Source organism: Shewanella sp. N2AIL, assembly GCF_022690845.1.
Classification (GTDB): domain Bacteria; phylum Pseudomonadota; class Gammaproteobacteria; order Enterobacterales; family Shewanellaceae; genus Shewanella; species Shewanella baltica.
Genome location: NZ_JALBYT010000006.1, coordinates 91700 through 107177 on the forward strand (window position 1 = coordinate 91700; position 15478 = coordinate 107177).

The window sequence follows — 15478 nt, forward strand, 5'->3', positions numbered from 1 at the left end:
TCTTTTTATTATCTGGTTTTTACCAGTGAGTTTTATTTATCTATGCCGCTAACGTTCAAATGCTGAGGTAGGCATTTAAGTCATATTGTAAAAACACCCTAAAAAAATGGCTGGGCACTGCTTACAGTACCCAGCCCACGCTAGTTTCTGGGGAGAGACTATCAAAATATCAAAGACAAACGTATCGCCGCCCGACAGCAATACTCCTGCCAAACACATGAAAAGGAGACCTCATCCTCTCATGCAGACCTTACAAACAACGTATCACACAAGCAGATGACAGCGTTGTCATTGTTAAAGTACACAAGAAAGAACAGGATTTCTACATTTTTTTGACAATTATTGTTATTTTTTATAAAAATACATACTTAGTCATTATTATTCAATGACTTAAAATGTTTAATTTATTTACTCGAGCTTATGTGACAACGTTGCTCTTCATTGGTAACATGGCGATAACATTACAAAGATCACGGTAGCTATCGATGAGTCCCCATAACACATTAGTGCCCAGTAATACCCAATCTGCTCCGCGCTTAACTCGGCACTACCGAAACCTCAGTTTGATATTGCTACTTTGTGGAGCTTGGTTATTTTGGGCGAGCCATTTTCATTCGCCATTTGATCTTATCCAAGAATATGGCCGCTTTATTTTTCTGGGTATTACAGGAGCGATATTTGCCAATGCGACGGGAGCAGGCGGTGGCGTCATCTTTATTCCCGTTTTTTCGAGCCTCAACTTTAGTGAGTCTCAAAGCATCGCGACTTCATTTATGATCCAATGCTTTGGTATGACAGCAGGCGCGATTTCATGGTCACTGCATTATCAAAAACGTCACCGAGAAGATGCCGCCTGGTCTGGTTTTGTGAAAGCAGCATTACTTGCCGCCTTCTTTTCTGTCTTAGGTTTCTGGAGTAGCCAATTACTACAGCTCAATTCGCCCTCTTCGCTACACACAAGTTTCAGCATTTTCTCGATAATACTCGGTATTGCCATCATTCTCAGTAGCAAAAGTAGCACGCAAATAACTCGCGCTATAATGCCGATTGATTTTCTATCGCTCGCTCTCATTGGTTATTTCGGCGGTATTATCACAGCTTGGTTATCGGTAGGCGTCGGAGAATTAGTCGTCATTTATCTGATGTTACGGGGACTATGCGCCAAAATGGCAGTCGCCACCGGCGTTGTTGTCTCTGCGATTACCGTTTGGTCGGCAAGCCCTATTCATATCTTTTCAACAAATAGCCAAGCCCTCTTTGAGTTAGTGTTATTCGCAGGCCCGGGCGCCGTTATCGGGGGATTACTTGCTCGCAAATTAGCGCTATATCTCCCAGTAAAAGTATTAAAACTCTTTTTCTCCATTTGGATCATTTTGACGGGGGTTGTTATGCTGTAACATTTTTTATGCTACAAAGTTAAAATAGACGATGAAACTAAATAAAAAGCACTATGCCTACTGATAGAATTTAATTACATTATTTTAAATACTACTTTCTATAATAAAATTAAATAAAGTTTGATTACACCGTTATTTATTTAATGGTGGAAAGCCAACTTCAATAACTAAGCATGTACGTGGTAAGTGGCTCTTGTGTACAGTTGTTCCATGTAAAAATCTTGCGTCATGGCACACAAGTCGACCTGTTTTTGATTTGACAATATATTGCTTCTCAGCCGGGTATTCGTGACAATGCTCACCTCGCATAATGCTGTTATCTTTATCATTAATAAAAACCAAGTCGGCACTTTCATCTGGCACATCGGTATAATATATTGCAACTAAATGAGGAATAGTCCAGTCGTTATTTGCATGCCTATGGGCAATTGCATCACAATTATACTCCATCCTATTTGCCCAAGTTCGGTGATACTTAAGCTTTTTAATATCTCGAGTATTCTGAAAACCTAACAAAATAGCAGATTCAAATATACGTCTTAAAATCCAATCACCTAAAGGATTAGTTTTGAAGTTTAATAATTGTGGAATTGGATGGCTTTTATAAAGATGTGCAGTTGATAATGCCCGCCCACCTTTCGCATCAGGAACGTTGCCTTCATTGAGCACTGCAGGAAGTGAAAACAGAGACTCAAGTGTACAGTATGTTTCGCGTTTCCCCTCAAAACTATCATATTCGTCGAAATCAAACACACAAATAGCTTGTTCAAATACAGGCACTAACATTTTACATCCTCATTACCAAAGTCTTGTTATTTAAGATTCTTAGCTTCAAATGCTCGCATTAATCCTTCTAGCCAGTCTCTATGATTTAAGAGTAAGGTTTCAGCTCGCCCAACTAAGAGATCATTATCAGAGAAAAGTTTCTCACAATGTGTAATTTCTTGCTGAGATAAAGCTGAATGATTCGTTTTAAATTTCATTCCATATAAAACATACAAAAAATTCTTATGATCAAATAAATCAAAACGACTAAAAAAGTCAGACTGATGCGGAGGACGTAATTTGAATCTAGCTAAACGCTGTTTTAACTCAAATGAAACAGTATCCTCTTTTTTATTATCTAACCAAAATGATGAGTCTTTCCGGTCAGAAATACAATAGTGCAACTTAATGAAGTCAACAACACGCTCCCAAACATACGTAATAACACTATTATAATATGAAGTAGAGACGCTAATATCCTCTATAGTTCGAGGAAAGTGACGAGCTAACAGCTCAGCAGAAAAATCGGAAACTAATATAGATGTCGCCTCAAGTGGCTCAACAAAGCCTTGGGCCAATCCTAAAGCAACACAGTTTTTATGCCAGAACTCCTTTCTATAACCAATCTCCATCGGAATTTTCCGCGGCTTGAATTGAGCTTTATCGACTTGTAAGTAATCAGCATATAACGTTAAAGCCTCCTCATCACTCATATGCCGACTTGAGTAAACAAAGCCAGTTCCGCGACGCGTAGTGAGTGGAATATCCCATATCCAACCTGCCTTATGAGCCGTCGCAGTTGTATAGGGATTGATATTTTCTTTAGTATTCAAAGACACTTGCTGCACCAAAACAGTATCCGTCAGTAACTCGCTTGATTTACTTTCAAAAGGAACTTTCAGTGCTTTATCAATTAGGATTGAAGAAAAACCACTGCAATCCACATAAAAATCAAAAGCTAACGATGAATTGTCAGCAGTGATTAAATGTGAAATTAGTCCAACTTGATCCTGCTCTACTCCAACAATAGTGGTAAATTGATGCTTAACATTAAACTTTTTTTGTGCGTTCTTTGCTAATAAACCTGCAAACTTTAATGCATTAAAATGATAGGCATAAGATAAGGCCCCATCATAGTCTCCCGAGCCTTTTAGCTTAGGGGATAAACCTAAGTCACAGACCCTTGCCTGAATGCCAACATCATCAAATGGACGTTGACTAGCGTGAGAAACCCAGTAACTTGAGACATCAATACCTGCAGGGTAAGGGGCATCGAAAGCATGATAGTAATGGTTGTCTCCATGCACGTTTTGATCCAGCCAGTTAACAAACTTGATTCCTTGCTTAAAAGTCGCATCACAAGCCAGCAATAGCTCTGCTTCGGAAATGCCAAACCGCTTCAATCCCTTTGCTAGATATGGAACACTTCCTTCACCGACACCGATTGTTGGCACATCTAACGACTCAATCAAAGTAATCTCTATTTCAGGATCATGGCACAACTCAGCCCCAAGGTGATTTGCAGCTAACCATCCAGCTGTTCCGCCTCCAATAATTGCAATACGTTTGATTTTCATTGTGTTTATTTACCTATAAAAAAGCCCAGTCAAGACTGGGCTTTTGAATTACAACAAAGTGTTAGAATACAAAGCTAGCACCAAGTTTATATGTCGTTTCGCCTTTAAATGACCAAGCAGGGAAATCATCTTGAAGCGCAGGCTTAACTTCAGTACCTACGCCAGCAGCACCATATTGAACGTCATCTTCAGCTGTTAAGTTAACAATTTCAAGACGTAATGCAATAGCTTCTGTCACATTCCAACCTAAAGTCACATCGAGTGTACCAAAGGCATCATGCATACGGTTGCCGTAATACTTACCATATTCACGAACCATGTACTCAGAACGCCAGTTATAAGCGGCACGTGCTGAGAAATCATCATTCTCCCAGTAGCCAACTAAGTTAGCACTATGCTTTGATGACTCAGTAAACATACCTATGTTGTCAGTATAAACTTCTGAAGGTGCACTACCATCTGCATATGTATAGTTCGCATTAACACCGAAACCGTTATCAAATGCATGGTTTAACTGCAGTTCGACACCATCGATCTCACCACCACCAGCATTTTCATAGGTATTAACGGTCCAACTATCAGCTGGCACCTCTAAATCCTTATTTATGATACCAATGGATTGATTAAACTCTGACGAAGCGACAATAAAATTGCTTATGTCTTTTATAAAGTATGTAGCAGAAACAAGATTGCCATCACCATAGTAATATTCAAGACTCAAATCAGCCTGCGAGGACTTCATCGGCTTTAAGCCTGGAGTTCCTTTCGTTAAAGCTTCATTCCCTTTACGATCATCTGGGAATCCAGTTAAAGTTGCTAGGAACAAATTATCATAGTTAGGACGAGTAATAGCTTGTCCTGCTGACATACGTAAGATCAAATCCTGAGCTAAATCGAATGAAATGTTGAAGCTCGGTAAGACATCACTATAGCTGTCTTTAACGCTATGAAGCTCTTCACTCCAACCTTGGTTAACAGCTAAGATATCCGCTGGTGAGTTATCAATCACATGACCGCTCGAAGTGACATCAGTCTGGATATAACGTAAACCAAAGTTACCGCGGAAACCTTCACCATCAAACGAGAACATACCATACATAGATAGGTTGTCTTCTTCGATTAAACCATAGGCTGAGCGGCTGTAGGCAAATTGATCAACCAGAGACTCTGTGGCATTAATCATAGCGTCTAGGTCAGCTTTAGGAATCGTCCAACCGTCATAACCTAACTTCATTGTGCCACTGTAAAGGTCTGAAGTTTTAAATTCATTTGTTTTGGTTGGATCATAGATGGCGCGGTATTCACTTTTCTCAAACTCATGTTGTGTGTAACGAACACCTGTTTCGAACTTATTGATAACACCTAGGTCAAGGTCAAAATCAACATCTAACTGAAAATAAGTTTCTTCGTCAGAGTTAGGTCCTTTAATCCCCGTCCAAGTTGATGTACTCACAGTTGTATCTAATTGGTCTTGGGTAAAGCCCATATCACGACCATTAATATCTACCTGTTTACCTGTAGCATCTACAGTGCCAGCCCACTTAACTTGACCAAATTTATCACCCCACCAACCATAACCAAAGTTAGCACTCATTTGAGTACCACCTTCAGCTTTTGTCTTTCCTGCAACACCTGAAATTGCGAAACCATCACCTTTATAGTCAGCGTTCAACTCAAAGGTATCTGACGTCATCTCACCTTTACGCGCCCAGTTTTGGAAGAACACATCTGATGGCGCATTTTCAGGTGTGACACTTAACGTACAAACACCAGCAGCATTGAATTGTTTACATGCTGAAGGATTAGTTGTATTACCGGGTCCAGCGGTGCCATCTTTAGGGGCGCCAGCCCAGTTTGTATCAGTTTCAATATACATGTTAGCGCCAATACTATCAGCACCGAGTTTCAGTGATAGTACGTGCGCACCTAATTCTAAATTATCCGTTGGTCTGAATTGTAGTGTTGCATCTAGCGCAGTTCGCTCTTGCTGCTGCAAGAAACTAGATGGCTGAACAGAAGAACGTCCACCCCAATCTAAATCCGCTTCAGTACCAGTCCGTAAATACTCACGGTCAATATATGAACCCGCAACTAAAACACCAAATGTCTCGTCATCATTTTTCCAGCTATACAAACCTGATAATTCAGGTGCTACATCTTCATTTACAGTTCCATATTCGCCCTTTGCAGAAACAAATACAGAATTAGCATCCATATCTAGAGGCTTACGGGTTTTAACGATAACAGTACCACCGATACCACCTTCAACAAGGTTGGCTTGAGTGGACTTGTACACTTCCATGCCACCAATCAGTTCAGAAGGTAACATAGAATAGTTGAACGAACGGTCGACGTTCATTTGATCGTACCAACCAGTAGACGCTACGTTCTGGCCATTTAAGGTGGTGAGAGTCATTAAAGGATCGGTACCACGGATAGAAACTGAACTACCTTGCCCAAATGTACGACCCACAGTTACGCCAGGGACGCGACCGAGAGCTTGGCCAACATCAGAATCAGGAAATTTACCAATATCTTCCGCAGTAACAGCATCCACTACTGCGTTAGAAAATCGTTTTTCATTGATATTGGCTTTATTTGAAGCGCGAATACCGCGAACTTCAATTTTTTCAATATTTTCAGGTACGGCGGCGGTTGCCGCTGCATCTGCAGCGACAGCGCTGATGGATACAGCACTGCCGAGTAGGACAGCAATATTTGTTGCTAGTACAGTTTTCTTAAAGGTAGATGGTCGCATCTCGTTTCCCTTCCATAACTTTATTATCGTTTTAGTATTCATAACCATTCCCGATGGAATGACAACGCTGTCATGTCTAGTGCAAACATTACACAATAATTAACAGCCTTGCCACAACAAAATAACGATGGAAGCAAAAAAAATATCATAAAGCAGAATTTTGAATCAGTAGTTTCATTAAAAATCATTATAAAACATGAGCTTTAATATTATGACGTAAATTTACAACTCTCAGCATAATTGTAACAACGATAAATTAACGCCAATTTGTAACAATTCAGGATTGCTAAGCACATCAAAAGCTCGCACTATAAGACGTATAAGTAAGAAAATACTGATAAAAATGTAAGCTTGTAAATTGCTGGCAAAGAATTTACGTTCATAGAACAGTTAACCCTTCGCGACCTTAGACAAAGAGTTTTTACATCAATGAAAGTCACTATCAACGACGTAGCTAAATATGCTGGAGTGTCTATCAAGACAGTATCCCGTGTCACCAATAACGAACCTTCAGTGAAGCAGGCCACAGTTGACAAAGTGAATGAGGCGATAAAAGCACTTAACTACCAACCGAATTTAGCGGCGAGAAACCTCGCGGGCACTAAATCCTATGCTATTGGTTTTATTTACGATAATCCAAACGCTTACTACATTATTGATATGCAAAATGGGATCTTGGCAGCCTGTAAAGACAAGGGCTATGAACTTGTCATCCATCCTTGCAATGCCAAATCAGAGACCATTTGTGATGAGCTTACTGCACTAGTCAAATATTCTAGGCTAGCGGGATTAGTACTGACGCCTCCCTTGTCAGAAGATCCGAAAGTACTCAAAGCGCTTACTGAGATTGATGCTAACTATGTGCGCATTATTGCAGGTGAAAAGGACAACGATCAGAATGGATTGACTATTTTAGTCAACGATAAATTTGGTGCAGTTGAAATCACCCAGCATCTGATTGACTTAGGCCACAAGCATATTGCTTTTTTAAGTGGGGATTTACACCATGAATCCACCAAAGAACGGTTACTTGGTTTTAAACAAGCATTAACAATAAATGGCCTAAAACTGAATGAAAACTACATAATTGAAGGGAAGTACTCATTTGAGTCTGGTGTTGACGGTGCGAATAAGCTTATTAAACTAAAACATCGTCCGACTGCGATTGTGGCTTGTAACGATGAAATTGCCGCTGGTGCACTTTTTGCTGCTCGTTTAGCGGGTTTAGATATCCCAGTAGACTTATCGATTGTCGGTTTCGAAGATAGCCCATTCTCACGTCAAACTTGGCCTAAACTGACCACAGTACATCAGCCAAACGCAGAAATAGCGCAAGTCGCAACGGAATTATTAATCGCAAAACGTCGCGAGCAAGATGCGATATATTCTAAGACTTTTACGCCTGAACCTATCATTCGCGACTCGTCGGCTATTCCTAAACCATAAAAAAAGAGAGCATATTTGCTCTCTTTTAGTCATATTATATTACATAGATATTAATGTAATTTAAGTTTTGGCCGCTGCCATTTCAATAATTTTTGCGCCACTCGATACACAATTGCCGAAAACCAACCATAAAGACTGGCTAAATGCCTTTGATACAAAGATATATACATCAATCTTGCAATATGCCCTTCTACAAAGAAAGTGCCAGAACGTAGGTTTCCCATCAAATTGCCTACTGCAGAGAAGCGGCTTAATGACACTAATGAGCCGTAATCTTTATAAACAAAAGCCTTTTCAGGCTTACCTTGTAACCGATTAACGATATTATCAAACAAGGTATCAGCCATCTGGGCTGCAGCTTGCGCCCTTGGTGGGACAGGCTGACCGGAACTTTGGATCAATAAGGCGCAATCACCGAGGGCATAAATATCTTGATGACCTTTAACTCGCATACAATCATCAACTTCTACTTGATTTCGCGGCGTAATGGGCAATTTAGTAAAATTCTGAAACGCTTTCGGCCCTTTTACACCTGCCGCCCAAACTTTTAAGCCCGCTTTAATGACATCACCATCTTGAGTGATAAAACCATCACGAGTCACTTCTTTAACTTGAACACCGATATGTAAACGTATACCTATTTTATCAAGAACAGACTGAGCCCTAGCACTCACACGCTCAGGCAATTGGGGGAGAATTTTGGGTGATGCTTCAATCAAATGCACATCAAGGTGATGTTTAGCAATGTTCAGATAGCCATACTCTTTAACAGATTCAATCACATGATGAAGTTCTGCCGCTAATTCAACACCGGTCGCACCAGCACCAACAATGCCAATACTGACTCTTTCTTGTGTTTCGTTTAATTGAAGTAATGCGTCGAGTAATTTATGATGGAATAGGTTGGCATTTTCAAGGCTATCTAAGAAGATGCAGTGTTCATCAGCTCCTAATGTATTGAAACTATTAGAAACACCACCAAGTGCGAGGACTAAAAAATCATAATCGATTTGTCGCTGATCTAACAGTATCTCGCCTTCATCATTATAGACGGCGGCTAACTGAATCAATTTTGCGTCAGGGTCGCACTGCTCTATCTCACCACGAATATAGCGGTAACCATTTTTAAGCCCGTGATCGCGGTAGAGTAAACCTTCAATAGATTGGTCGATCACGCCAACAGCAACTTCGTGTAATTTAGGCTTCCAAATATGAATAGGACTTCGGTCAATTAAGCACACATCGACGACATCACTACCGCCCCATTTACGGCCCAACTTAGAGGCAAGTGCTAAACCTGCAGCACCACCACCCACGATCACTATTCTTTTTGTAGCCAAAATGACAACCTCATAAAACTCATTTGCGAGGCTCAGTTATACCATGTTACAGATAAGAGATAACTACATTAGTTCAGTAAAACTAACGATTTTGCATTAAAGATATTTCAGAAACTCAGCAGTACTTCCATCAGCTTAACCAACAAAAAAGGGCCACTAGGCCCTTTAGATTCGTTAGTCAGCAGTTTATACCGCTTCTTCGTTTTCTTCACCAGTTCGAATACGGATAACACGTTCAACATCAGTGACAAAAATTTTGCCATCACCAATTTTGCCTGTGCGGGCAGTTTCAACGATCACATCAATAGCTTGGTCGAGCAGATCATCCTGGATCACTAATTCTATTTTCACTTTTGGCAGAAAATCCACCATGTATTCAGCGCCACGATAGAGCTCTGTATGCCCTTTCTGACGACCAAAACCCTTGACCTCAGAAACCGTCATACCTGTAATGCCAATCTCAGCAAGGGATTCTCTTACGTCGTCTAATTTAAATGGCTTAATAATGGCTTCAACTTTTTTCATTAAAAATTCCTCATCCCTTGCAATAACATAAACAAACAGAATAACACTAGCTTACACGGGGTTAGGTTAATATTGAAGTGAATGTAGTGCTTTACTCATAAAACACAGTTTCTACAAAATCGCTTTTAGCACATAAAAGTCTAAAAAAAGCACTATGAGTATAGCGCCAGACTTTATACTTACATTCTAGCCAAAACTCGCTCGCGGGATGCAAGCGCAAAATAACAGGGATTTGTTATGAACACTCATCAAAAAGGCTTTAGCCTGATAGAACTTCTCATTTCACTTGCCGTCTTAACCATCTTGCTTACTGGAGGAGTACCATCCTTAACTGATGTTTATACCCAATATAGAGCTGATAGCAGCATACGAATTATCCAACAAACGCTGCAATTTGCACGTAACCAAGCAATTACTCTTAATAGAAAGGTAACAGTTTGTGCTGTTATCGACCAGAAATGTGAGCAAAACTGGCAAGCTGGGCTAACTGTTTTTATTGACACTAACAGTAATAACCAACTAGATGACATCGATAAAAAACTTTATATAACAAATGCTTTCGATTCAAAAGACATAGTTAAATACAATCGTACGGCAATCCGGTTTCAACCTGACGGGCTGGCATCTGGTACAAATGGAACACTTAAATATTGTCCCTCATCAGCCACGAGCCCTTATTCTAGAGCTGTTATTGTTAATCAAGCTGGACGTGTACGTCTATCAAAAAACAGTAATATAAATTGCTCATAATCGAATAACAGGAAAATGATTAAATTAGACTAACCCTTTAAAAATATCGCAAGCAACATATCTTTCTAAAAGTTATAGTCATAAAAGTCAAAAGATTGATTGTAAAATGACTTATCTATTTATGCTGAAACTAGCAACGTTCTCGCTTATACTTTACAAAGAATAAGCGAGGATGATGATATGTGTAAAAAAAAGCTGGGCTTTACATTAGTGGAATTGATGGTCACTATCGCAGTTGCAGCAATATTACTGACTATTGGTGTACCATCAATGATATCACTCTACGAAGGTATCCGAGCAAATACTGAAATTGAAAGTATACAAGAGTCAATATCATTTGCTCGCAATCAAGCAGTAAGCTATGGCAATACAGTTAGTATATGCCCTCTATCAGGTTCTAGCTGTGGCAATGATTGGAGCAAAGGATTTAAGGTCTTCATTGATAATGGTACTCTTGGCACTCTTGATTCAACAAATGGTAGAACCGATAAAGTCATCAAAGTAGTTGATGGTTTTAATGATAAAGATTATGTTGAATATGATAAATCCTCAATTAGTTTTAATGCTGAAGGCCTAATCGTTGGTTCATTAGGTACAGGAAAAATAATTTACTGCCCAGGTAGTAAAACAAGTACTCAGTCAAAAGGTATACAAATAAGTTCATCTGGTCGAGTACAATCCTTAGCAACGACAGCCAACTGCAATTAACGATTTATTTTAAGTGCTTTCTATCAAGTCCTCTTGCGATTAGTGATTTAAAATCTCGATTGTCAGGGATGCACTCAATTACATTTCTAACATAGACTGATTGATTATCGAGAATACCTACCTCTGTAGATATAAGGCTTGCAGCTCTAAGGTCCGCTTCCTCCTTTAGCCAACTAAAATAAGCAATCTGCTCTCCTCTAGAGGTATCAATATAACATTTATAGGTTTCATCTAAAGAACCTGCAATTGCATGAGCAGTAACAAAACTCAATCCAACAACGACAACACTCGTTAAATTCTTCATTTCCAACATTCCTTAGGTGTTTTTTCACCAATTGAATTCATGGATATTGTCACGCATGGCGCGTCTCGAGATGCTTGAATACCTTGAGCGGTTGCAGTTACGGTAAACGCTCCAGAGCTTACGGATGAATCCACTTTATAAAGTTGATTTTCAACCACAAAAGGGTCCACTTTTAAACCCAACTTAACCATATCAGCAGTATATTCACGATTATCGAGATAAAACTGCTCTTGAAGATTAACAATACGCATAACTGCAGCGATTCCATCTCCGCGAGCTCCTTTAGCAAGATACGCAGTATAAGATGGATAGGCAATAGATGCTAAGATACCTATGATAACCACTACAATCATTAGCTCAATTAACGTAAAACCTTCACTTTGCTTCATACTTAAGTTACTCATCAATGTGATAATAAATTCTATTAACTCCTAAGCCGCCACCAACACATTTTTCATCTCCATCTTTACAACCGTCATCGCCATCGATCTTTTCCATTTTGTCACCAGCTGCACCAATTCCAATAAGATACATATAGCTTTCACTTGCTCCATTAGGTGGAATAACAAGTTGTGGAGTATCCGGAACTCGCTCCCCCATTTCAAGATAATCTTTATTATTGATTGATTTGTAGGCGCGAGTCCCTTTATGCAGGTCAAAGCCATAAAGTCGCCCTAATCCAGAGACTAAACATTGATTCTCTGCTGAGTTATCACCAGGCACATATGAAGTAAAAAATACCCTTCCTTGAATAATTGTCGCACCAGCTAAACTCTTCTCACCAATACTTCCAAATTTATAATACCAACCACGTTTCTTACCAAAAGCAATGTTGTCAACTTCAGTTTCAGGAAGTGGTGAAGATACATTATATAAATCATTTAAGACCAAAGCATTTGGAATTTCGTTACCCTTTGTCCCATTAAATGATTTGGTTACTACATTGCGATCTTGCAATGTAAAAAACATATCTGAGCGCCACTTATCTGTTGGTATAGGTCTATGTCCACTACCAATAACAACAGCATCATATGGAATACTCTGATAAGTTTTTGTTACTTTTGTTTGGCCATTTTCGGTAACTGAAACCTCAGTTAAATTACTAAATGATGTTTGGGCTACTACAGGCTCAGCAAAAAAACGTCTATCTGTTGCGACGGTAGCTCCACCTAAGTCGGCGAATTTAAAGGCTGTCCAAGGCCTTACAGAGTCTTTTGGATTTGCACTCGGTAAGTCAATTCGCCAAATATTAGCACCAGTATCCGTAGCATAAATCCTATCCGTTAGCCTGTCTCCATTAGAATCTAACACAGCAACTGAATTAGGAATACTGTCTGTAATGCCTGGCATAAGTGTACTATTCCCTCCAGAGCTTGGTCCGAAGAAATGAACTAAGGTTCCAGTTTCAGCATCAACGATAAACACTCCACGCCCTTCAGTATCAGTCTCACCCACTCCACTACCATCTTTTGTTGTTGGGGTATAACCAGCACCAAATATCAATACAGGCTTAGCACTTGAAGGGCTAGTATTTCCTGATGGCCAGCCTGGAATCGTTGTGATTACCGGTTCCGACCAGCTTTGCCCCATTTCAGATATACCTAAGGACGCAGCATCTATCTTCCACATAAACTTAGGCGAGTCAGGAGCCGTAATATCCAGAGCATAGTATGACTTACCGCCCCGTCTCATACCGACAAATACCCATGCCTTTTCAATCGATGTAGAACCGGTCTTAACATAAGCAACGGGTGGACTGTCTAACCCGTATACAGAATGCACGCCGGTTGGAACGTTGGCTCTTAATTCTCTTAAATTTGGTAAGAGCTCATAAGGCATAAAAGCCCAACTTTCATTAACAGCAGTTCCCTCATCTTTAAACATATGTAAGAAACCATGATTGGTCCCCATTAAAATACGGATATCAGGAGATGTCTTAGTACCAAAATTAATAGCGAGTGGTTTAGAATGTAACGGATCACCTAAAATATCCTTACGTTTGTCTGTTACACTGTTATCACCATCATCATCATCTACATCTGCCCCTTTAGCCCAATCAAATAGCTTAGTCAGTTGCGCCTTCTCAACGCCAATATAATTAGCCAGAGCGGTTTCACCACCAGCTTTATTTTCAGCATTAGTTTTCGTAAAATCCGTTAAACCAGAACCAAAATTACCATAAAGTTTACGACTACTGGTACTTCTTAACACCTGTGCAGCGCCACCTAAGCCAACATCATTACCATCCCCCCCCGCACTAGTTGACGCACAAATTGCATCATCGGTCCAAATTGAACAAGCAGAAGACTTAATGTTTCCATCTAGACCAATAGCCTTATCGCCATTTTTATCAACTATGTCACCATTTCCTGTGACGGTAAATTTTTTAAGATTCCCCTGCCAACGAGGCCCCTTATTTGGTAAAAACATTGCGTAATAAACTGCATCGAAAGTTTGAGTACGATCAAAGTTATTACTGGCGATCGATGGTGAAGTAAAGCTTGCATTCACCTCAAGAATATTTGAGAACACCTTTTGAAGTGCCGCTTGTAGTTGCATAGCATTTCTTGCAGCGAAGTATTGTCCACCGCCTCGAGCGGCAGTTTCTTTCAATAAAGGCTCAGCATCATTAGCGCCAGAGCTAAAACCAATAGTATAAGTACTGATTGTTTGAACGTCTTCTATCTCACTATTAACATCATTTTTATTCATCCACCCAGCAAGGGCTGCCAAATAACTATTTTCATATCGATTAGAACTGCTAATACCGGGCAAGTTTTTTACATAACCATCTGCTGCAGTATCAGATGTAGGTTCGCCATCCGTCATATATACTACATAAGCTTTGTTCTGGCACTTCTGCAATGATAGTGGTGATTTATATTTCCCATCTTTCTCAATAGAAGTATCACGACTAGGACTTAATTTGGGGTCTCTATTTTCATAACCATACAAAACATTACCACCAGAATAATAACGATAAGCTTCATAGAGTGTTTCACACAATGGAGTATTCCCCCCTGCGACTAAATCCGGAACGATATCAAGTAAAGTTGACTTTGTTGTTTCATCAGTTCGCTTTATTCCATTTATAATGCGACCTCCATTGTTTGAATCACTACCTGAACCATCATTATTTCGGTTAAAGACGGCAATACCAAAATCAACTCCAGGAGTTGTAACTATGGTATCTCCCACAACCCGTTGCGCGATTGCCATTCGAGTGTAATATTTTTTTGCTTTAGTAGAATGATACCAATTAATATATTTTTCGGTGTAAATGGTAACAGGCTGACCTGTACCTAGACCCGTTAACTTAGATTTATCTATTGCTACATTAATTTGCTCTTGGGTCGAGCTAGCATTTAGAACGGCATAAGGCACCGGAGATGCTTGAGTACCTTCGCCGTCGATAGGAAATCCGGTTGGTTGTCCTTTCGCATTTTTAATATTCTTAGAATCTATGTCTTCAAAGCAGTCGATAAGATGGATATTTGTGCCTTCAACAGGCAAATCCTCCCAACTCCCCGTTTGGCCAGAAAAACTATACTCACGTAGAAAGCCTGTAAACATGCCATAATCTTTTAAATATTCTAATGACGTAGCACAACCATTTAGTGAGTTTATGAAAAAACGTTGACTACTACTCTCAGGAACATCCGAGCTACTGCGACTAAAATAGAGTTTTGTGCTATCAGTGATTACATCGCCCCTTTGATAAAAAGTATCTGTATACTCATTAGTTCCCATGCTTCCTGACGTATCAAAAATAATTAACACTTGCGGACGAGAACCTGAACGTGCTGTAGATTCGAAAACATATAATTCGGTATCGTCCGCAAAGCTCAACCCAGAAAGAATGACCAAACAAAACAATATAGAGACGGTAATTTTTTTAGCCCACATAA

The 15478-nt window shown here is 39.7% G+C and carries 12 protein-coding genes; 4 read left to right on the forward strand and 8 right to left on the reverse strand.

The window, feature by feature from the left end; all coding sequences use genetic code 11:
* Window positions 1–485 precede the first annotated feature (485 nt).
* Window positions 486–1397 (forward strand): sulfite exporter TauE/SafE family protein, encoded by a 912-nt coding sequence (locus MO387_RS05750; protein ID WP_107946763.1) that lies wholly within the window; start codon window positions 486–488, stop codon window positions 1395–1397.
* Between the two features lie 132 nt (window positions 1398–1529).
* On the opposite strand, the gene MO387_RS05755 is transcribed toward MO387_RS05750, so the two are convergent.
* The 3 genes from MO387_RS05755 to MO387_RS05765 all read right to left on the reverse strand — a co-directional run bounded on the left by MO387_RS05755 (window position 1530) and on the right by MO387_RS05765 (window position 6497).
* Window positions 1530–2183: a putative 2OG-Fe(II) oxygenase gene (locus MO387_RS05755; protein WP_107946762.1), complete on the reverse strand. Its 654-nt coding sequence runs from the start codon at window positions 2181–2183 to the stop codon at window positions 1530–1532.
* 26 nt (window positions 2184–2209) lie between these two features.
* Entirely contained in the window at window positions 2210–3739 is a 1530-nt protein-coding gene (locus MO387_RS05760; protein WP_107946761.1) for a tryptophan halogenase family protein, read from the reverse strand.
* A gap of 61 nt (window positions 3740–3800) precedes the next feature.
* Window positions 3801–6497 carry a TonB-dependent receptor gene (locus tag MO387_RS05765; protein ID WP_107946760.1) on the reverse strand — a complete coding sequence of 899 codons (2697 nt, stop codon included), beginning with the start codon at window positions 6495–6497 and terminating at the stop codon, window positions 3801–3803.
* Window positions 6498–6926: 429 nt separating this feature from the next.
* Here MO387_RS05765 and MO387_RS05770 point away from each other — a divergent pair, with 429 nt between their 5' ends.
* On the forward strand, window positions 6927–7943 hold the full coding sequence (locus MO387_RS05770; RefSeq protein ID WP_107946759.1) for a LacI family DNA-binding transcriptional regulator: 1017 nt from the start codon (window positions 6927–6929) through the stop codon (window positions 7941–7943).
* A 50-nt stretch (window positions 7944–7993) separates the two neighbouring features.
* Here the strand turns inward: MO387_RS05770 and MO387_RS05775 are convergent, their stop codons facing one another.
* Together MO387_RS05775 and glnB are read right to left on the reverse strand one after the other, a co-directional pair.
* Entirely contained in the window at window positions 7994–9283 is a 1290-nt protein-coding gene (locus MO387_RS05775) for an NAD(P)/FAD-dependent oxidoreductase (RefSeq protein ID WP_107946758.1), read from the reverse strand.
* 186 nt (window positions 9284–9469) lie between these two features.
* The gene (glnB, locus tag MO387_RS05780) at window positions 9470–9808 is read right to left on the reverse strand and encodes a nitrogen regulatory protein P-II (RefSeq protein ID WP_012088533.1); all 339 of its coding nucleotides are present in this window, start codon (window positions 9806–9808) and stop codon (window positions 9470–9472) included.
* Window positions 9809–10045: 237 nt separating this feature from the next.
* On the opposite strand from glnB, the gene MO387_RS05785 reads away from it, so the two are divergent.
* Window positions 10046–10558: a GspH/FimT family pseudopilin gene (locus MO387_RS05785; protein ID WP_107946757.1), complete on the forward strand. Its 513-nt coding sequence runs from the start codon at window positions 10046–10048 to the stop codon at window positions 10556–10558.
* A 180-nt stretch (window positions 10559–10738) separates the two neighbouring features.
* Entirely contained in the window at window positions 10739–11266 is a 528-nt protein-coding gene (locus MO387_RS05790) for a GspH/FimT family pseudopilin (protein WP_107946756.1), read from the forward strand.
* Window positions 11267–11270: 4 nt separating this feature from the next.
* Here MO387_RS05790 and MO387_RS05795 read toward each other — a convergent pair whose 3' ends face one another.
* From MO387_RS05795 to MO387_RS05805, 3 genes are read right to left on the reverse strand one after another with little or no spacing between them, the layout of a single operon-like run.
* Complete coding sequence (locus MO387_RS05795; protein WP_107946755.1) at window positions 11271–11570, reverse strand: TapY2 family type IVa secretion system protein; 300 nt, start codon at window positions 11568–11570, stop codon at window positions 11271–11273.
* Window positions 11567–11959, reverse strand: coding sequence for a type IV pilin protein (locus MO387_RS05800; protein WP_107950146.1), 393 nt, complete (start codon window positions 11957–11959; stop codon window positions 11567–11569). Before MO387_RS05800 ends, MO387_RS05795 begins: the two co-directional genes overlap by 4 nt.
* A gap of 7 nt (window positions 11960–11966) precedes the next feature.
* A complete protein-coding gene (locus tag MO387_RS05805) occupies window positions 11967–15476 on the reverse strand; it encodes a PilC/PilY family type IV pilus protein (RefSeq protein ID WP_107946754.1) in 3510 nt (1169 codons plus the stop codon).
* Window positions 15477–15478: the final 2 nt, after the last annotated feature.